Source organism: Kocuria rhizosphaericola, from assembly GCF_044462205.1.
Lineage (GTDB): Bacteria > Actinomycetota > Actinomycetes > Actinomycetales > Micrococcaceae > Kocuria > Kocuria rhizosphaericola.
The window spans coordinates 36,113-53,281 of the sequence record NZ_JBISWK010000035.1 but is presented as its reverse complement, the minus strand read 5'-3'; the positions used below and the strand labels follow the sequence as shown (position 1 = coordinate 53,281).

At 72.7% G+C, this 17,169-nt stretch carries 16 protein-coding genes; 5 read left to right on the top strand and 11 right to left on the bottom strand.

The window, feature by feature from the left end; genetic code table 11:
• Positions 1 to 42: 42 nt before the first annotated feature.
• The 3 genes from ACH9D2_RS04040 to ACH9D2_RS04030 are packed head-to-tail and all read right to left on the bottom strand — an operon-like array spanning position 43 to position 5,896.
• Positions 43 to 1,533: an NAD-dependent succinate-semialdehyde dehydrogenase gene (locus tag ACH9D2_RS04040; RefSeq protein ID WP_396361467.1), complete on the bottom strand. Its 1,491-nt coding sequence runs from the start codon at positions 1,531 to 1,533 to the stop codon at positions 43 to 45.
• A complete protein-coding gene (locus ACH9D2_RS04035) occupies positions 1,530 to 4,610 on the bottom strand; it encodes an FAD-linked oxidase C-terminal domain-containing protein (protein WP_396361466.1) in 3,081 nt (1,026 codons plus the stop codon). Before ACH9D2_RS04035 ends, ACH9D2_RS04040 begins: the two co-directional genes overlap by 4 nt.
• 8 nt (positions 4,611 to 4,618) lie before the next feature.
• Positions 4,619 to 5,896 (bottom strand): aminotransferase class III-fold pyridoxal phosphate-dependent enzyme, encoded by a 1,278-nt coding sequence (locus ACH9D2_RS04030; protein WP_396361465.1) that lies wholly within the window; start codon positions 5,894 to 5,896, stop codon positions 4,619 to 4,621.
• 65 nt (positions 5,897 to 5,961) lie between these two features.
• Between ACH9D2_RS04030 and ACH9D2_RS04025 the strand changes: the two genes are divergently transcribed.
• Positions 5,962 to 6,963 carry a D-2-hydroxyacid dehydrogenase gene (locus ACH9D2_RS04025; protein ID WP_396361464.1) on the top strand — a complete coding sequence of 334 codons (1,002 nt, stop codon included), beginning with the start codon at positions 5,962 to 5,964 and terminating at the stop codon, positions 6,961 to 6,963.
• A gap of 45 nt (positions 6,964 to 7,008) precedes the next feature.
• Here ACH9D2_RS04025 and ACH9D2_RS04020 read toward each other — a convergent pair whose 3' ends face one another.
• The gene (locus ACH9D2_RS04020; RefSeq protein WP_396361463.1) at positions 7,009 to 7,512 is read right to left on the bottom strand and encodes a DUF3830 family protein; all 504 of its coding nucleotides are present in this window, start codon (positions 7,510 to 7,512) and stop codon (positions 7,009 to 7,011) included.
• A 121-nt stretch (positions 7,513 to 7,633) separates the two neighbouring features.
• Between ACH9D2_RS04020 and ACH9D2_RS04015 the strand changes: the two genes are divergently transcribed.
• The gene (locus tag ACH9D2_RS04015) at positions 7,634 to 8,344 is read left to right on the top strand and encodes an aspartate racemase/maleate isomerase family protein (RefSeq protein WP_396361462.1); all 711 of its coding nucleotides are present in this window, start codon (positions 7,634 to 7,636) and stop codon (positions 8,342 to 8,344) included.
• Positions 8,345 to 8,455: 111 nt separating this feature from the next.
• On the opposite strand, the gene ACH9D2_RS04010 is transcribed toward ACH9D2_RS04015, so the two are convergent.
• Positions 8,456 to 9,208 (bottom strand): maleate cis-trans isomerase family protein, encoded by a 753-nt coding sequence (locus tag ACH9D2_RS04010; protein WP_396361461.1) that lies wholly within the window; start codon positions 9,206 to 9,208, stop codon positions 8,456 to 8,458.
• Between the two features lie 57 nt (positions 9,209 to 9,265).
• Here ACH9D2_RS04010 and ACH9D2_RS04005 point away from each other — a divergent pair, with 57 nt between their 5' ends.
• From ACH9D2_RS04005 to ACH9D2_RS03995, 3 genes are all read left to right on the top strand, one after another.
• Complete coding sequence (locus ACH9D2_RS04005; protein ID WP_396361460.1) at positions 9,266 to 9,772, top strand: RidA family protein; 507 nt, start codon at positions 9,266 to 9,268, stop codon at positions 9,770 to 9,772.
• Positions 9,773 to 9,807: 35 nt separating this feature from the next.
• Positions 9,808 to 11,058, top strand: coding sequence for a phospholipase D-like domain-containing protein (locus tag ACH9D2_RS04000; protein WP_396361459.1), 1,251 nt, complete (start codon positions 9,808 to 9,810; stop codon positions 11,056 to 11,058).
• Positions 11,059 to 11,328: 270 nt separating this feature from the next.
• Positions 11,329 to 12,096, top strand: a complete 768-nt coding sequence (locus ACH9D2_RS03995; RefSeq protein WP_396361458.1) for a trimeric intracellular cation channel family protein — start codon at positions 11,329 to 11,331, stop codon at positions 12,094 to 12,096.
• A 33-nt stretch (positions 12,097 to 12,129) separates the two neighbouring features.
• On the opposite strand, the gene ACH9D2_RS03990 is transcribed toward ACH9D2_RS03995, so the two are convergent.
• From ACH9D2_RS03990 to ACH9D2_RS03965, 6 genes are all read right to left on the bottom strand, one after another.
• The gene (locus ACH9D2_RS03990; RefSeq protein ID WP_298584880.1) at positions 12,130 to 12,549 is read right to left on the bottom strand and encodes a DUF3151 domain-containing protein; all 420 of its coding nucleotides are present in this window, start codon (positions 12,547 to 12,549) and stop codon (positions 12,130 to 12,132) included.
• A gap of 149 nt (positions 12,550 to 12,698) precedes the next feature.
• The gene (fbaA, locus tag ACH9D2_RS03985) at positions 12,699 to 13,721 is read right to left on the bottom strand and encodes a class II fructose-bisphosphate aldolase (protein ID WP_396361457.1); all 1,023 of its coding nucleotides are present in this window, start codon (positions 13,719 to 13,721) and stop codon (positions 12,699 to 12,701) included.
• A 99-nt stretch (positions 13,722 to 13,820) separates the two neighbouring features.
• Positions 13,821 to 14,462, bottom strand: coding sequence for a TrmH family RNA methyltransferase (locus tag ACH9D2_RS03980; protein ID WP_396361456.1), 642 nt, complete (start codon positions 14,460 to 14,462; stop codon positions 13,821 to 13,823).
• Positions 14,455 to 15,036, bottom strand: a complete 582-nt coding sequence (pyrE, locus tag ACH9D2_RS03975; RefSeq protein ID WP_396361455.1) for an orotate phosphoribosyltransferase — start codon at positions 15,034 to 15,036, stop codon at positions 14,455 to 14,457. The genes ACH9D2_RS03980 and pyrE overlap by 8 nt, the downstream gene beginning before the upstream one ends.
• A 25-nt stretch (positions 15,037 to 15,061) precedes the next feature.
• Positions 15,062 to 15,820 (bottom strand): SDR family NAD(P)-dependent oxidoreductase, encoded by a 759-nt coding sequence (locus ACH9D2_RS03970; protein WP_396361454.1) that lies wholly within the window; start codon positions 15,818 to 15,820, stop codon positions 15,062 to 15,064.
• A gap of 64 nt (positions 15,821 to 15,884) precedes the next feature.
• On the bottom strand, positions 15,885 to 17,093 hold the full coding sequence (locus tag ACH9D2_RS03965; protein WP_396361453.1) for an acyl-CoA dehydrogenase family protein: 1,209 nt from the start codon (positions 17,091 to 17,093) through the stop codon (positions 15,885 to 15,887).
• Between the last annotated feature and the right edge of the window lie 76 nt (positions 17,094 to 17,169).

The window sequence follows — 17,169 nt, the reverse complement described above, 5'->3', positions numbered from 1 at the left end:
AGGGCTCTCGCACGTCGGGGCCCGGCGCACCGGGCCGGCGGGTCAGCCGCGGGGAACGGCCATGTACTTGTACTCGAGGAACTCCTCGATGCCCACGCGGCCGCCTTCACGGCCGAGTCCGGAGGCCTTGACCCCTCCGAACGGCGCCGCCGGGTTGGAGACGATGCCGGTGTTGAGCCCGAGCATGCCGACCTCGAGGGCGTCGCCCACCCGGAAGCCGCGGTCGATGTCCTGGGTGAACAGATAGCCCACCAGGCCCCAGGGGGTGTCGTTGGCCAGCCGGACGACCTCCTCCTCCGTGTCGAAGGGGATCACGGGGGCCACGGGGCCGAAGATCTCCTCGTTCATCAGCTGGGCGGACGCGTCCACGTCGGACAGGACGGTCGGGCTGTAGAAGTAGCCGGGCCGGTCCGGACGGGAGCCGCCGCAGACGACCGTGGCCCCCTTGGACACCGCGTCGTCCACCAGCTCCTGCACCTTGGCCAGCGCCTTCTCCTCGACGAGGGGACCGACGTCGGTGCCGTCCTCCGCGCCGTCGCCGACGGACAGCGAGCCCAGGCGCGCGGCGAGCCGCTCGGAGAACTCGTCCGCGATCGAGCGCTGCACGAACAGGCGGTTGGCGGCGGTGCAGGCCTCGCCCATGTTGCGCATCTTCGCGGCGACGGCGCCCTCGACCGCGCGGTCCAGGTCGGCGTCCTCGAAGACGACGAACGGCGCGTTGCCCCCGAGCTCCATGGAGGAGCGCATGACGTGCTGGGCTGCCTGCTCGAGCAGGCGCACGCCCACCTCGGTGGAGCCGGTGAAGCTGATCTTGCGGGCGATGCCGCTGGACATCCACGGCCCGACCACGGCGGAGGCCTTGGAGGTGCACACCACGTTCAGCACGCCCTCGGGAAGGCCGGCCTCCACGAGGATGTCCACCAGGGCGAGGGAGGACAGCGGGGTGAGGTTCGCGGGCTTGAACACCATGGTGCAGCCGGCGGCGATGGCCGGGCCGATCTTGCGGGTGCCCATGGCCAGCGGGAAGTTCCACGGGGTGACCAGCACACACGGGCCCACCGGCTCCTTGGAGACGAGGATGCGGTTCTTGCCGTCGCCCGTGGTGGTCTGGTCGCCGCCGATGCGCACGGCCTCCTCGGAGAACCAGCGGAAGAACTCGGCCGCGTAGGCCACCTCGCCCTTCGCCTCGGCGAAGGGCTTGCCCATCTCCGTGGTCATGACGAGGGCCAGCTCGTCCTGGCGCTCCATGATGATGTCGTACGCGCGGCGCAGGATCTCGCTGCGCGCCCGGGGCGGGGTCCCCGCCCAGTCCTTCTGGACGCGGCCGGCCGTCTCGATGGCGCGCTGGGCGTCCTCGGTGCCGCCGTCGGCGACCGTGGCGACGACCTCCTCGGTGGCAGGGTTGACGACGTCGAAGCGCTTGCCGGAGGCGGCCTCGCACCACTGGCCGTCGATGTAGAGGCCGGTGCTGACCTTGCCGACGGCGTCGAGGGCCTTCTGGGAGGTGCGAGAGGCGTTGACGTTGGTGGTCATGGGGTGTCCTCTTTCGGGGTCGTGGAACGGGTTCGGTCGAGGGCGGCCGGCTGCGGCGGGCCCGGGTCCAGGATCTGGGCCAGGTGCAGACCCGGTCTGGTGGCGTCGAGCTGGTCGACCTGCATGGCGCAGGAGAAGCCGTCGGTGAGCACCGCGGTCCCGGCACCCGTGCCGCGCAGGGCGGGTGCCAGGGCGTTCTCGGCGACCTGCATGCTGACCTCGAAGTGCTGCCGCTCGAACCCGAAGTTGCCGGCCACGCCGCAGCATCCGGTGGCGTCCACCACGTCGGCCACGCCCGCGGCCCTCAGGGCGGCCCGCTGGCCGCCTGCGCCGAACGCCGAGTACTCGTGGCAGTGGGTCTGCAGCACCACCTGCTCGGGCACGGGGCGGGCCGGGGACGGGGTCCACCCGCCCGCGGCCCGCTCGGCCGTGTGCGCCGCGAAACTGCGGACGCGAGCCGCGACCCGCCGTGCCTGTTCCGTGGGGACGAGCTCGGGCAGGTCCTTCCGCAGGGCCGCGGCGCAGCTGGGTTCCACGACCACGATCGGACGGTCCGTGCCGTCGTCGAGCGTCTCCGCGGCCCGGGAGAGCAGCTTCTTCGCGGTGCCGAGCTGACCGGTGGAGATCCACGTGAGCCCGCAGCAGGCGTCCGGGGAGCACTCCACGGTCTCCCCGGAGTCGGCGAGGACGCGCAGGGCTGCACCGGCCACCTCGGGGCGGAATCCCCGGGTGAAGGTGTCGACGAACAGCAGCGCGGTCCCCGGCTCCGTCCCGGCGCCCCGTGCGGCGGCGACCTCGCGGCGCCACTCCCCCGCCCCGGCGAAGCGCGGCAGGGAGCGCCGGGTGGTCAGCCCGCCCAGCGCGGCGGCGACCTTGCCCAGGGGCGTGGCCAGCACCGCGTTGACCAGCGGGGCGATCCGCCCGGTGAGCTCGAGCCAGCGCGGCAGCCAGCCCAGCGAGAAGTGCGAGATCGGTCGGAGCCGGCCCCGGTAGTAGTGGTCGAAGAACTCGGACTTGTAGGTGGCCATGTCCACGCCGGCCGGGCAGTCGGTGGAACAGGCCTTGCAGGAGAGGCACAGGTCCAGGGCCTCGCGCACCTCCTCCGAGCGCCAGCCCTCCCGCACGCCGGCCGCGCCGCGGACCATGTCCTGGAGCACACGGGCCCGGCCGCGGGTGGAGTCCTTCTCGTCCCGGGTGGCCCGGTAGCTGGGGCACATGACCCCGCCGGTGTCCGCGCGGCAGCGGCCGACGCCGATGCAGCCCTGGACGGCGTGGACCCACGGGTCGGTGCCCGCGCCGGAGGCGGTGGCCGCATCGTCCGTCTCCGCCAGGGAGCCGCCGCCGTGGCTGCCGACCGGGCGCAGGTCGAAGCTCGTGCGCCATTCCCGCGCCGGGATGCCCTCCAGCGCCAGGTGGGCGTCCAGGGGGTCGGGGTCCGTCATCGAACCGGGGTTGAGGATCCCTGAGGGGTCCCACAGCCGGCGGTACCGGGTGAAGGCCGTGAGCACCGCCGGGGAGTACATGATCGGCAGCAGCTCCGAGCGTGCGCGCCCGTCCCCGTGCTCGCCGGACAGCGACCCGCCGTGGCGGACCACGAGCTCGGCGGCCTCGCGGGTGAAGCGGCGGAACACCTCCCGCCCGGCCTCGGTGCGCAGGTCGAAGGTGATGCGGATGTGCATGCACCCGGCACCGAAGTGGCCGTACATGACGCCGTCGAGCCCGTGCTCGGCCATCAGGACGCGCAGGTCCGCCAGGTAGTCCGCGAGGTCCTCCGGGGCCACGGCCGAGTCCTCCCAGCCGGGCCAGGACTCCCCGCCGCCGGCCAGCCGGGAGGACAGGCCCGCGCCGTCCTCGCGCACGCGCCACAGCGAGGCGCGCTCCACGAGGTCCGGTACGGCCCGGCCCTCCACGACCCGGCCGTTGCCCGCCAGCCGCGCGAGCAGGCGGTCGGCCTCGGCGGCCACCGCCTCGGGCTCGTCGCCGTCCAGGTCCACGAACAACCAGGCCCGTCCGGCGGGCAGGCCCAGCACGGAGTCCGCCCCACGGCGGAACCTCATGGTCTCCACGATGGCCTCGTCCGTGCCCTCCACGGCCGCCGGCGAGAACTCCAGGACGGTGGTGATGTCCCGGGCGGCCTCCACGACGTCCTCGTAGCCCAGGCACACCAGCAGCGCGCTGGCGGGCTTGGGGACGAGCTTCATCCGAGCCCCGACGACGACGGCGCAGGTGCCCTCCGACCCCACGAGGGCCCGTGCCACGTTGAACTTCTTCTCGGGCAGCAGGTTCTCCAAGTGGTACCCGGAGACCTGGCGCTGGATCCGGCCCAGCTCCACCCGGAAGGCGGCCAGGTTCTCCCGCGCCAGCTGCGTCAGCGACGCCGTCAGCTCCGCCGCACGGGCGGCGGAGAACGCGTCCTGCGGGTCGGTGGCGCGCAGCTGCGTGGTCGTGGCGGTGAGCCGGGCCCCGTCGGTGGTGACGACGTCGATCTCCGCCACGTGGTCGGAGGTGCGGCCGTAGCGCACGGAGTGGTTGCCGCACGCGTCGTTGCCGATGGCCCCGCCCACGGTCGCACGGTTCTTCGAGGAGGGGTCCGGGGCGAAGGTGGAGCGGTCGCCGGTGGCCCGCTCCACCTCCCGGGTGAGATCCGAGAGGACCACCCCCGGGTCCACGTCGACAGTGCCCGCGGCCTCGTCGATGGCGCGGATGCGGTTCATGTGGCGGGAGAAGTCCAGCACCACCCCGGGGCCCACGGCGTTGCCGGCCATGGACGTGCCCCCGCCGCGGCCGATCAGCGGCGTGCCGGTCTCCCGGCACGCCACCACCGCCGCCAGCACGTCCTGCACGGTGCGCGGGAACACGACGGCCAGGGGCGCCACCCGGTAGTTGGAGGCGTCGTAGGCGTACTCGGCCAGCCGGCGCGGCGAGGAGTCGGCGGCCACTCCGGCGGCCGCCAGGCGCGCCAGCACGGCCGGCTCCGCCGAGGCCTGCTCGCGCGCGGCGACGGCCCGGGCGTCCGTGGTCTTCGCGTCGCTGCTCGCGCGAACGGCCGTCGTGGGCTCGGGGGTGGCGGGATTCATGGTGTCCTTCAGGATCCGGTGGCGGTGGTGACCGCCTCGGTGACAGCGGCCAGCGCGGCCTCGAAGCGCTCCAGGCCGGTGGTGATCTCGTCGGCGGTGACCACGAGGGCGGGGATGAGCCGCACCACGTTGCCCGCGGGACCGCACGTCAGCGTGAGCAGACCCTGGTCCGTGGTGGCCTGCTGGACGGCGGCGGCCGTCCGGGCGTCCGGGGACCCGTCCTCGGCGGTGAACTCGATGCCCTGCATCAGGCCACGGCCTCGGACGTCGCCGATCACGCGGAAGCGCTCCTGGATCTGGATCAGCCCGGCCTGCAGCTGCTCGCCGCGCACGCGGGAGTTCTCTACGAGACCCTCCTCCTCGACGACCTCGAGGGTCGCGACGCCGGCCGCGGCGGAGACGGCGTTGCCGCCGTAGGTGCCGCCCTGGGAGCCCGGCCAGGCCTTGGACATGGTCTCGATGGAGGCCGCGATGGCGGAGATCGGGAAGCCGGAGGCGATGCCCTTGGCCGTGATGATGATGTCCGGAGCGACGTTGGAGTACTGGTGGCCCCAGAACCTGCCGGTCCGCCCGACGCCCGCCTGCACCTCGTCGAAGATCAGCTGGATGCCGTGCCGGTCGGCGCGCTCGCGCAGTCCGTCCATGAAGGCCCCTGGCGTGGGGAGGTAGCCGCCGTCGCCCAGGGCGGGCTCGATGAGGAACGCCGCCGTGTCGTTGGGCGCCGTGCGGGTCTGCAGCAGGTAGTCCAGCTCCTGGAGGGCGAAGGCCACCGCCGTCTCCTCGTCCCAGCCGTAGCGGTAGGCATACGGGAACGCGGACATGTGCACGCCGGCCATGAGGGGCGCGTAGCCGGCGGAGAACTTCGTGCCGGCGGTGGTGAGGGAGGCGGCGGCCACGGTCCGGCCGTGGAAGCCGCCCTGGAACACGACGATGTTGGGCCGACCGGTGGCCATGCGCGCCAGGCGGATGGCCGCCTCCACGGCCTCCGAGCCGGAGTTGGCGTAGAACACGGAGTCCAGTCCCTCGGGCAGCACCTCGCCCAGCTTCTCGGTCAGCGCCAGCAGCGGCTGGTGCATCACGGTGGTGTACTGCGCGTGGATGATCTTGCCGACCTGCTCCCGAGCGGCGGCGACCACCTTCGGGTGGCAGTGACCCGTGCTGGTGACACCGATGCCGGTGGTGAAGTCGAGGTAGGACCGGCCGTCGGTTCCGTGGATCCAGCTTCCCTGGGCGTGGTCCACGACCACCGGGGTCGCCTGCTTGAGAACGGGGCTGATAGATGTCATGGCCCACATTCTCCGCGCACAATCGACTTATTGTCAACAATCCTGAGGCGTCTTACAGTGGCCCCATGGAAGAGACACCGCAGCCCCGGCACCCCCGGCGACATCCGAAGGTCGTCGTCCTCACGGCACCCGGCACGAGCGCCCCCTACAACGCCTCGGACATCGAGGACCACGCCGACGTGGTCTGGACCGACGCGGAGGGCCTGCCCGGGGCCCTGCCCGGAGCCCAGGTCCTGTTCGTCTGGGACTTCTTCTCCCCCGCCCTGCACGACGCATGGCCCCACGCCGACTCCCTGGAGTGGGTCCACGTGGCCGCCGCGGGCGTGGACTCCCTGCTCTTCGACGAGCTGCGGGAGTCCACGATCCAGGTCACCAATGCCCACGGCGCCTTCGACGGACCCATCGCGGAGTTCGTCCTGGCGTCGGTGCTCGCCCACGACAAGCAGCTGCACGTCAGCAAGGACCTCCAGCGCCGGTCCGCCTGGAAGCACCGCGAGGTGCAGCGCAGTGCGGGGCAGCACGCCCTCGTGGTGGGCACGGGGGGCATCGGACGGGCGACGGCCCGGCTGCTCCGGGCCGTCGGCCTGGAGGTCCGAGGGGCCGGACGCACCGCGCGGGAGGAGGACCCGGACTTCGGGACCGTGGTTCCCAGTGCGGACCTCGCCGAGCACGCCGGCTGGGCGGACCACCTGGTGCTCATCGCCCCGCTGACCGAGGACACCCGTGGGCTCGTGGGCACAGAGGTGCTGGCCCGGATGAAGCCGACCGCCCATCTGGTGAACGTGGGACGGGGCCCCCTCGTGGACGAGCCTGCCCTGGTCGAGGCCCTGCGGGACGGCGGCATCGCCGCCGCCTCGCTGGATGTCTTCCACGAGGAGCCGCTGCCCGTCGAGCATCCGTTCTGGCAGCTGGAGAACGTGCACGTCTCGGCGCACATGAGCGGGGACGTCGCCGGCTGGCGGGACACCCTGGCGGACCAGTTCGCGCAGAACCTCGCCCGCTGGTGCGCCGGCGAGGAGCTGGTCAACCAGGTGGACAAGGAGCTGGGCTACGTGCGCCGCAGCTGAGCCGCGGGGACCGTCGCCCCGCGCGGACCGGTGCGGAGCCTCGCGTCAGGCCGTCCCGGCGCGGGCGAAGCTCAGCGTCTCGCCGCGGGCTCCGCCCATCCAGACGTCCTGGCACGCGGCGGCCAGCTCCTCGAGCCCCTCCTCGACGGCCGCGAAGACATTGCCCGGAACCCACCCGACGTCCCCGTTGACCAGCAGGTTGTTGCGTCCGTAGAAGACGGCCAGGTCGATGAGCAGGCGGTTCTCGGTGGTCCCCGCGGAGGCCTCGTAGCCGTAGGCGGGATTGTCGAGCACACCCTCGAAGGTGAAGTAGCACAGGTCCCCGGGGATCGGCGTGATCGTCTGGTTCTCGGGACCGGGCTCCTCCGCGGCGAAGGCGGGAACGAGCGCGTAGATCTCGTTGCGCGCGAACTTGCCGTGGAACACCTGCCCGGACTGGGGCAGCGCCTGCCACACGGCCTCGGCGGTGCGCGGCGCCTCGTCGTCGAGCAGTCGCGCCCGGGCGGTGACGCCCCGCTTCTCCAGGGTGATGGTGATGTACCGCGTCATGGATCGTCTCCGTTGGATCGAGGGCAGAGGCGCCACGGAACGGCACCCTATGATTGTCTACAATCCAACTGTAAGCTTTTTGGTGAGACGTGCAACACACCACGAAAGGGCCCCCGGCACCATGCACACCGTCGCCATCCTCTACCCCGGCCACAGCGCGGAGGACGAGTTCCCCGCCCTCGAACAGCTCATCCCGGACACCTCCTTCCCGGTGATCCACACCTGGGAGGGCAGCACGGACCACGACGTCGACGCGCTGCTGGCCCTGGGCTCCCGGGACAACCTGGTGCCGTCCGCCGAGAAGGCCCGCGAGCTCTCCCCCGGCGCGGCGATGTGGGCGTGCACCTCGGGCAGCTTCGTCTACGGCCGGGAGGGATGCCTGGAGCAGGCGAGGTGGATCGAGGAGGCCGCCGGCGCCCCGTCCTCCTCGACCTCCCTGGCCTTCGCCGAGGCGGTGCACCACCTGGGGCTGAGCCGGGTCGCGGTGGCCGCGACCTACCCGGAGGACGTCGCCTCGCACTTCGTGCGGCTCCTGGAGCAGGACGGGATCACGGTGACCGCCCTGTCCACCTACGACGTTCCCAGCGGCGAGGACGCGGGCCTGCTGGACGCCGAGTGGGTGCTCGGGACCGCGCGCGCCGCCGATCTGACCGGCGCGGAGTGCCTGCTGATCCCGGACACCGCGCTGCACACGATCGCCTCGCTCCCCCGGCTCGAGGAGGCCCTGGGCGCGCCCGTGCTCACGGCCAACCAGGTCACCGCCTGGCAGGGTCTCCGCCTGGCCGGCCACCCCGTTCGCGCCGAGGGGCTCGGGGCCCTGTTCAGCCGCTGAAGCAGGTCGCCGCCCCGCCGGGCGGCTCCACCGACGACGACGGCCCCCCGCCCCAGCGGGGCGCCGTCGTCGTCATTCCTCCGCCGTCGTCGGCCGGTCGGCCGATCCGCATCAGGCCGCGCGCCCGACCTCGCCCAGGCGCTGGTCATCGGTCACCAGGGGCAGCCCGAGCCGGCGCAGGCCCGCCCACGCGGTGACCTGGTTGGCGGTGAGCACGGGTTTGCCGAGCTCCTCCTCGAGGGTCGCGATGATGTGGAACGTGGGCAGGTTGGTGCAGGACACGAACACGGCCTCCGCATCCGGGTGGTCGGCCCGGCGCACGAGATCGGCGGTGACGTTGTAGGGCACGTGCCAGATGAGGCGGTCCAGACCCAGCCCCGCGGTCCCCACGACGCTGCGGCCGTCCGCGGCCAGGAAGTCCTCGAGCCGCTCCGTCAGCTTGGGGACGTAGGGCGTGGCGATGGCCAGACGGGTGACCGCCAGGGCGTCCAGCGCCTCGAGCAGCGCCTCGGACGTGGTCACGGCCGGGGCATGCACCTCCTCCCCGATGGCGGCGGAGATCTTCCTGGCCCCCTCGATCCCGTTGACGAAGCTCCCGGAGGTGCAGGCGAACACCACCGCCTCCGGCGCGACAGCGGTGAGGCACCGGGCGGTGGAGCGGACCTCGGCGTCGTCGCCGAGCGCGCTCGCCATGATCTCGTCCACCACCATGGGGTGATGGGGGGTGCGGGCGACGGCGAGAGAGACGTTGTCGGGCATCCAGCGCCACAGCTCCCGGTCCAGCGCCATGTCGTAGGGGTTGACCACGCCGATGACCCGGTCGGGCTCGGGGCCCTCAGGAATGAACCTTTGGATGTTGGGCATGTCTCATGATCCCATAGTGTCTGATCGTCGACAATCATTGCTTGCTGAGGAGAGACCGTGCTTCCCGACCGTTCGCGCCACCACGACTCCGCCGCGGGCCGTGCCCGCCACGACCACGAGACCTATCTCGGAGAGCTTCCGCCCACACCGGCCCCGGCGGGTGCCTACGTTCCGGTGACTGTGGCGGGCCCCCTGGCGTTCACGGCAGGCCACACCCATGCGGTGCGGGGCGCCCTCGACCACCGGGGAGCCGTCGGCGCACCGGAGGGGCCCGCCGCCGAGGACGCCCGTGGCTGTGCGCGGCTGGCGGTGCGGAACTGTCTCGCGAGCCTGGCCCACCACCTCGGCGGTCTCGACCGTGTGCAGCGGATCGTCTCCATGACGGGGTACGTTGCGGCGGCTCCGGGGTTCACCGCTCACCCGGACGTGCTCGACGGGGCCTCGGAGGAGCTGCTGGAGGCGTTCGGGGAGGACGGCCGCCCGTCACGAGCCGCCGTCGGGGTCACGAGTCTTCCCGACGGAGCGGTCGTCGAGATCAGCCTGGTGGTCGCCCTCCGCCCCTGACGGACCCGGGCAGGACGCGCGGCTAGGCTTTACGGATGACGTCCCCTCGCGCCACCGGCCCCCGCATGCTCCGCTCCGTCGCCGTCCGCTCCGTCGCCGGCATGCTGGCCGTGCAGTCGGCGGTGGTGGCCACCCTGGTGGCGACCGACGCGGTCAAGCGCCGGAGCCGCTCGCGGCGCTCCGGGTTCCCGCGCCCGGGCACGTTCGAGCACACGGTCGCGGAGACCGGCACCACGGTCTACACCTACGGGGAGGACCTCTACCGGGACATGCTCGCCGCGATCCGGGGCGCGGAGCGCCGCGTGCAGCTGGAGACCTTCATCTGGAAGGACGACGAGGTCGGCCGTGAGTTCCTGGACGCCGTCAACGCCGCCGCCGCCCGCGGCGTCGAGGTGCACGTGATGTACGACGGGTTCGGCAACCTCGTGGTGCCCCGCCGGTTCTACCGCTTCCACCCCGACGTGCACGTCTTCCGCTTCCCCGTCCTGCGCCCACGGCTGCTGCTGAGCCCGCTGCAGGCGACCGGGCTGACCCACCGCAAGCTGCTGGTCGTCGACGACGAGATCGGGTTCGTGGGCGGCTACAACCTCGGCTCGCACTACGCCACGCAGTGGCGCGACACCCACGTGCGGCTCACCGGCCCCGCCGCCTTCGAGCTGGGGCACTCGTTCGCGGCGGTGTGGAACCACCCCTCGGCGCGCCGGCCGAAGCTGCCGCACGTGAACCCCGGCTCCTGGGACTCCCGGGTGCGCGCGATCAACAACATTCCTGCCAGCCTGGTGTACCCGATCCGGAGCGTCTACCTCGACGCCATCCACCGGGCCACGGACCACATCTACCTCACCACCGCCTACTTCATCCCCGACCAGCAGATCCTCTCCGCCCTGGTCGAGGCCTCCCGGCGCGGCGTGGACGTGCGCGTGATCCTGCCCGAGGACTCCAACCACGTGCTCGCCGACTGGCTCTCCCGCGGCTTCTACTCCACGCTGCTGGCCGCCAACATCACGGTGCTGCTCTACCGGAACGCGATGATCCACGCCAAGACGGCGACCATCGACGGGCAGTGGTCGATCGTCGGCACCGCCAACATCGACCGGCTGAGCCTGGGGTTCAACTACGAGACGAACCTGGAGATCCACGACCGGGACTTCGCCGCGGACATGGAGGAGGTCTTCGCCGCCGACAGCGTGAACTGCCGGGAGCTGACCGCCGACCAGTGGGACGAGCGGCACCCCGCGGCCTGGTTCGCCGAGACCGTCCTGGTGCCGCTGCGACCCTTCCTCTGACCCGCCGATCCCCCGGGCCGGCTCGTCCTACCTGCCCCGAGCCGGTGCGGGTTCGCCGTGGGGCTTCCCGCGTCGTGCGCCGTGGCCCCGGGCCGGCCCCCGAGGCGGTGCTGGTGGCGCGTGCGCCGGCCCTTCCACCGCTCGGCCGTGCCGGCCCCGGACCGGGCGGTGTGCTGGGGATCGAGCGGGTCCGGCCCGTCACCGCGGGAGGAGCACGGCCCCGGGACGAGTGCTAACCTCGGGCGTCGGTGGGCCGTGGAGGAGGTGGGCGTGGACGTGGTGGCCGTGGAGACTCTCGATCCGAGCGTGGCGTTCGACGTCGTCGACCTGCTCGGCGTGCTGACCAACGGCATCCTGGGCGGGGCGGTGGCGCGCCAGCTGAAGATGGACCCCGTCGGCTTCGCGTTCCTGGCCATCGTCTCCGCGCTCGGCGGGGGCCTCCTGCGCGACACCCTGCTGCAGGTCGGCTTCCCCGTGGCCCTGACGAACCCCGCGTACCTGATCACGGCGATCGCGGGGGCCACGGTCGCGTTCTTCCTGCGGCTCCAGGGGAAGTGGACCAACCGCGTGCTGGTCGTGGCCGATGCCCTGGCCGTGGGCTGCTGGGCGGCCACGGGCACCGGCAAGGCCCTCGACGTGGGACTGACCTGGCTGCCGGCCGTCATGATCGGCGTGACCACCGCGGTGGGCGGCGGGATGATCCGCGACATCGCGGTGGGGCGGGTGCCGATGATCTTCGGCGGCAACACCCTCTACGCCACGGGCGCCGTGATCGCCAGCGCCGAGATGGCCGTGCTGCACGGCCTGGGCTACCCCAACTGGGGCATGGCCGCGGCGATCCTCACCGCCGCCATGGTCACCGTCGTGGCCCGTCGCCGGGGGTGGCGGCTCCCGGGGGCGGGCGAGTGGAACGTGCGCCTGCCCAAGCGGGACTGGCCCCGCCCGTCCTGGCGTCCACGCGGACCCGGCCGCCGGAACGGCGAGGGCCGCGGGCCCGGTCCCGGTCCCGGACGAGGCAAGGACTCCGGCGCGTCCTGACCGGCCCACCGCCCGGCCCGATCGACCGCCGGGTCAGCGCTGCAGCTGCTCCGCGGCGGTGGGGTCCGAGTCGTTGAGGAACTTCTGGATGCGCTCGGCCTCGTCGAACTCGCCGATCGCCGCGGCCGCCCGGCCCAGGGCAGCGAGCGCCCGCAGGAAGCCCCGGTTGGGCTCGTGGGAGAACGGGACGGGTCCGTGGCCCTTCCAGCCGTGGCCGCGCAGGGCGTCGAGGCCGCGGTGGTAGCCCACGCGGGCGAAGGCGTACCCCTCGAGGGTGCGGCCCTCGGCGAGGGCGTCCTCGGCGCACATGGCCCAGGCGAGGGAGGCCTTCGGGAAGCGCGCGGCGAGGTCCTCCGCCTCGTCGCCCGCCTCGATGCGCTCGACCAGGCCCGGGTCCTCGGTGAGGTAGGTGGGCTCGGGGCCGCCGAGCAGGTTCTTGCCGGTGAGGCTCATGGGGGACGGGGTCCTTTCGGTGCGCGGGGTTGCGGAGTTCGAGGGACGGGCGCGGGGAGGACGGCGGCGCCCCGCTCGGGCAGGACGCCGCCGTCCTCTCCGCGGCCGCGGCGGGCGGCCGCGGCAGGCTGTCGCGAGGGGTGGAGCGGCTACTTGACGGAGGTCCCGGCGGAGCCGAGGTTCTGGCAGGCCTCGACCACGCGGGCGGCCATGGACTCCTCGGCCAGGGCGCCCCACACGCGCGGGTCGTACTTCTTCTTGTTGCCGACCTCGCCGTCGATCTTCAGGACGCCGTCGTAGTTGGCGAACATGTGCCCGGCGACGGGACGGGTGAACGCGTACTGGGTGTCGGTGTCCACGTTCATCTTGACCACGCCGTAGGAGACGGAGTTCGCGATCTCCTCGGCGGTGGAGCCGGAGCCGCCGTGGAAGACGAGGTCGAAGGGACGCTCCCGGCCGACCTTCTTGCCGACCTCCTCCTGGATCTGCTGGAGCAGCTCGGGGCGCAGCTTGACCCCGCCGGGCTTGTACACGCCGTGCACGTTGCCGAAGGTCAGGGCGGTGAGGTAGCGGCCGTTCTCGCCGGCGCCGAGGGCCTCGACGGTGGCGAGGCCGTCCTCGACGGTGGAGTACAGCTTCTCGTTGATCGCGTTCTCCACGCCGTCCTCCTCGCCGCCGACCGCGCCGATCTCGACCTCGAGGATGATCTTGGCCTTGTTCGTGCGGGCCAGCAGCTCCTGGGCGATGCGGAGGTTCTCGTCGAGCTCGATGGCGGAGCCGTCCCACATGTGGGACTGGAAGATCGGGTCCTCGCCGCGGGCCACGGCCTTCTCCGACTCCTCCAGCAGCGGCAGCACGAAGCCCTCGAGCTTGTCCTGCGGGCAGTGGTCGGTGTGCAGGGCGATGTTCACGTCGTAGTTCTTCGCGACCTCGCGGGCGAAGGCGGCCATCGCGAGCGAGCCGGTGACCATGTCCTTGACGGAGGCCCCGGACCAGTAGGCCGCGCCGCCGGTGGAGGCCTGGATGATGCCGTCCGAGCCGGCCTCCGCGAAACCGCGGATGGCGGCGTTGAGGGTCTGGGAGGAGGTGACGTTGATGGCCGGGTAGGCGAAACCCTTCTCCTTGGCCCGGTCGATCATCTCGGCGTAGACATCAGGGGTTGCGATGGGCATGCTGGCTCCTTCGGTTCGGGTGTGGCCTGGCTCCCACTCTAGCCAAAGGGCCGCGGTTGGACGACGGGGAGACGGCGGGTGAACGCCGCGGGTCGCCCGTCAGGCGATCGGCTGGCCGAACACGTGCCGCCGGACCCACGCGTGCATCGCCACGGCGGCCGCGGCCGAGGCGTTGATGGAGCGGGTCGAGCCGAACTGGGCGATGGACAGGGTGGCGCCGGCCGCCGCGTGCATCTCGGGGCTCAGCCCCGGCCCCTCCTGGCCGAGCACCAGCACGCAGCGCTCGGGCAGGTCGTAGGTCTCGAGCTGCTGCGAGTCCGGGAAGTTGTCGATCCCGATCACCGGCAGGCCCTCGGCGTCCGCCCAGGCCGTGAACTCCTCGACGCTCGCGTGGTGGCGCACGTGCTGGTACCTGTCGGTGACCATGGCTCCGCGGCGGTTCCAGCGCCGCCGGCCGACGATGTGCACCTCCCGGGCGAGGAACGCGTTGGCGGTGCGCACCACGGAGCCGATGTTGAGGTCGTGCTGCCAGTTCTCCACGGCCACGTGGAAGGCGTGCCGGCGGGTGTCGAGGTCGGCGACGATCGCGTCCATCGTCCAGTACCGGTAGCCGTCCACGACGTTGCGCCGGTCCCCGTGCTCGAGCAGCTCCGGGTCCCACTGCGCGCCCTCGGGCCACGGGCCCTCCCAGGGGCCGACGCCGACCTCCGGGGCGCCGGCCCGGTCGGCGGGGTCAGTCAAGCCCGAGCTCGTCCTTCGTGAAGGCGTAGAGGCACGGCACGCCCGCCGTCTCCTCGATGCGCTCCTTGGCGCCGGTCCTCCGGTCCACGATGATCGCCACGGCCACCACGTTGGCGCCGGCCCGCTGCAGGGCCTCCACCGCGGTGAGCGCGGATCCGCCGGTCGTGGAGGTGTCCTCCACCACGACGACGTCGCGGCCCTGCACCGGGGGGCCCTCGACCTGACGGCCCATCCCGTAGCTCTTCTGGGCCTTGCGGACCACGAACGTGTCGACGGCCCGGCCCTGGTCCCCCGCCGTGCGCATGATCGCGTGGCCCACGGGGTCCGCGCCCATGGTCAGCCCGCCCACGGCGTCGCAGGTGATCCCGGCCCCGTCGAGCAGCGCCAGCATCACCTGGCCCACGTAGCGGGACGCCTCGTGGTGGAGGGTCACGCGGCGCAGGTCCACGTAGTAGTCGGCCTCGATGCCGCTGGCGAGCGTCACCTTGCCCCGCACCACGGCGAGGTCGACGATCAGCTGGCGGAGGCGGTCGCGGGCCGTCGCGAGGTCGACGGGCGAGAAGTCGGTGGTCATGGGCCCCAGTCTATGGGGCGGGCCCTCATCGGGGGGCCATGCGCAGCGCCCCGTCCATCCGGACGGTGGCGCCGTTGAGGTAGTCGTTGTCGAGGAACGTGGCCACGAGCTGCGCGAACTCCCCGGGCCGGCCGAGCCGGCGCGGGAACGGCACGCCCGCGGCGAGCCCGGCCCGGAACTCGTCGCTCACCGCCGCGAGCATGGGCGTCTCGATCACGCCGGGGGCGATGGTGTTCACCCGGATGCCGGCGCTCGCGAGGTCCCGGGCCGCGGTGATGCCCAGGCTGTGCACCCCGCCCTTCGACGCCGCGTAGGCGGCCTGCCCGACCTGTCCCTCGAACGCGGCGACGGAGGCGGTGTTGACGACCAGCCCGCGCTGCCCGTCGTCGTCGAGGGGGTCGGTGGCCGCGATCCGCTCCGCGGCGAGCGCGAGGACGGTGAAGGTGCCGAGGAGGTTGACGCGCAGCACGGTCTCGAACAGGCCGAGGTCGTGCACGCCCTGCTTGCCCAGCACCCGGGCGGACGGGCCGATGCCGGCGCAGTTGACCACGGTCCGCAGCGGTCCGGCGTCCGCGGCGGCGGTCACGGCGGCACGGACCTGGTCGGGGTCGGTCACGTCCGCTGCCAGGTAGGTGACGCCGTCGACGTCGGGGGCCTTCTCGATCGCGGCCGGGAGGTCGACGGCGAAGACCCGCACGCCGCGCCCGGCGAGCATCGCGGCGGTGGCGGCGCCGAGGCCTGAGGCGGCGCCGGTGACGAGGGCGGAGGTGTCGGTGACGTCCATGCGGGGTCCTTCCGGGGAGCTGCTCGGGGGCGGTGGGGTGCCGGGCGGTGGCGCGGGGCCCGGCTCAGACGAACGCGGAGACGCCCGTGACGGCGCGGCCCACGATGAGGGCGTTGATCTCGTAGGTGCCCTCGTAGGTGTAGAGGATCTCGACGTCGTTGAAGAGCTTGGCCATCTCGTGGTCGGTGACCACGCCGTTGCCGCCGAGCAGGTTCCGTCCCAGGGCCGCGGACTCCCGGGCCAGGGACGTGGTGGTGGCCTTGGCGAGGGCGGCGTGGGGCATGTCGAAGCCGCCCTCCTCCTGCAGCCGGGCGATCTGGGCCATGAGGCCCAGGGCGGCCGTGGCGTTGCCGAGGATCCGGGACAGGGGCTCCTGGACGAGCTGGAACTTCGCCAGCGGGCGGCCGAACTGCTTCCGGGCCAGGGCGTAGTCCCGGGCGACGTCGAAGATCGCCAGCTGGACCCCGGCCGCCTGCCAGCCCACCCAGGCGCGGGAGTTGCGCAGCATGACGTTGGCCGCGGCGAAGTCCTGCGCCCCGGGCAGGGCGTTGCCGGCCGGGATCCGGACCTCGTCCAGGACGATGTCGGCGTTCTGCATGATCCGCAGGCCGATCTTGTGCTCGATCTTCGTGGCGGACCAGCCCGGGCGGTCGGTCTCCACGAGGAAGCCCTTGATCTTCCCGTCGGCGGTGTCGCGGGCCCAGACGATCGCGACGTCGGCGATGGTGCCGGCGCCGATCCAGCGCTTGGCGCCGGTGAGCACCCACTCGTCGCCGTCGCGGGTCGCGGTGGTGGCCAGGCCGCCGGCGATGTCGGAGCCGTGCTCGGGCTCGGTGAGGGCGAAGGCGCCGAGGGCCCGGAAGCGGCGCAGCTCCGGCAACCAGCGGGCCTTCTGCGCCGCGGAGCCCAGCGCGTCGATCAGATCGACGATGAGCTCGTTGTGGATCCCGACGAGGGCGCTGAGGGAGACGTCGGCCCGGGCGACCTCGGCGTAGGCCAGGCCCCGGAACAGCCGGCTCGCCCCGGAGAGCTCGAGCTCGCCGAGCCCGTGGGCGGCCAGGTCCGGGAGCAGGTGGGACGGGAACTCCTCGCGGTTCCAGTACGGCGTGACCACGGGGCGGATCTGCTCCTGGAGGAACGCGTGCAGCTCGGCCAGCCGCGCGCGCTCGGACGGCGGGAGGAGGGCGGCGAAGCAGAAGAGGTCGGCGTCCGGGAAGGGGATGCCGGGGTGCTGCTCCACGGACGGGGATTCCCCGCGCAGGACCGGGTTCATGGGTTGTCCTTTCGTCGGTCCGGGCGGAGGGGTGGCCCGCCGGGACCGGGTCGAACCGTACGGTGGTGAGCACATC

Bases quoted from the DNA above. Each gene is read 5' to 3' on its own strand.
- ACH9D2_RS04040 (WP_396361467.1), bottom strand. From the start codon at position 1,533: ATGACCACCAACGTCAACGCCTCTCGCACCTCCCAGAAGGCCCTCGAC.
- ACH9D2_RS04030 (WP_396361465.1), bottom strand. From the start codon at position 5,896: ATGACATCTATCAGCCCCGTTCTCAAGCAGGCGACCCCGGTGGTCGTG.
- ACH9D2_RS03990 (WP_298584880.1), bottom strand. From the start codon at position 12,549: ATGAGCCTCACCGGCAAGAACCTGCTCGGCGGCCCCGAGCCCACCTAC.
- ACH9D2_RS04025 (WP_396361464.1), top strand. From the start codon at position 5,962: ATGGAAGAGACACCGCAGCCCCGGCACCCCCGGCGACATCCGAAGGTC.
- ACH9D2_RS04000 (WP_396361459.1), top strand. From the start codon at position 9,808: ATGACGTCCCCTCGCGCCACCGGCCCCCGCATGCTCCGCTCCGTCGCC.
- ACH9D2_RS03965 (WP_396361453.1), bottom strand. From the start codon at position 17,093: ATGAACCCGGTCCTGCGCGGGGAATCCCCGTCCGTGGAGCAGCACCCC.
- ACH9D2_RS03970 (WP_396361454.1), bottom strand. From the start codon at position 15,820: ATGGACGTCACCGACACCTCCGCCCTCGTCACCGGCGCCGCCTCAGGC.
- ACH9D2_RS04035 (WP_396361466.1), bottom strand. From the start codon at position 4,610: ATGAATCCCGCCACCCCCGAGCCCACGACGGCCGTTCGCGCGAGCAGC.
- ACH9D2_RS04015 (WP_396361462.1), top strand. From the start codon at position 7,634: ATGCACACCGTCGCCATCCTCTACCCCGGCCACAGCGCGGAGGACGAG.
- fbaA (WP_396361457.1), bottom strand. From the start codon at position 13,721: ATGCCCATCGCAACCCCTGATGTCTACGCCGAGATGATCGACCGGGCC.
- ACH9D2_RS04020 (WP_396361463.1), bottom strand. From the start codon at position 7,512: ATGACGCGGTACATCACCATCACCCTGGAGAAGCGGGGCGTCACCGCC.
- ACH9D2_RS04010 (WP_396361461.1), bottom strand. From the start codon at position 9,208: ATGCCCAACATCCAAAGGTTCATTCCTGAGGGCCCCGAGCCCGACCGG.
- pyrE (WP_396361455.1), bottom strand. From the start codon at position 15,036: ATGACCACCGACTTCTCGCCCGTCGACCTCGCGACGGCCCGCGACCGC.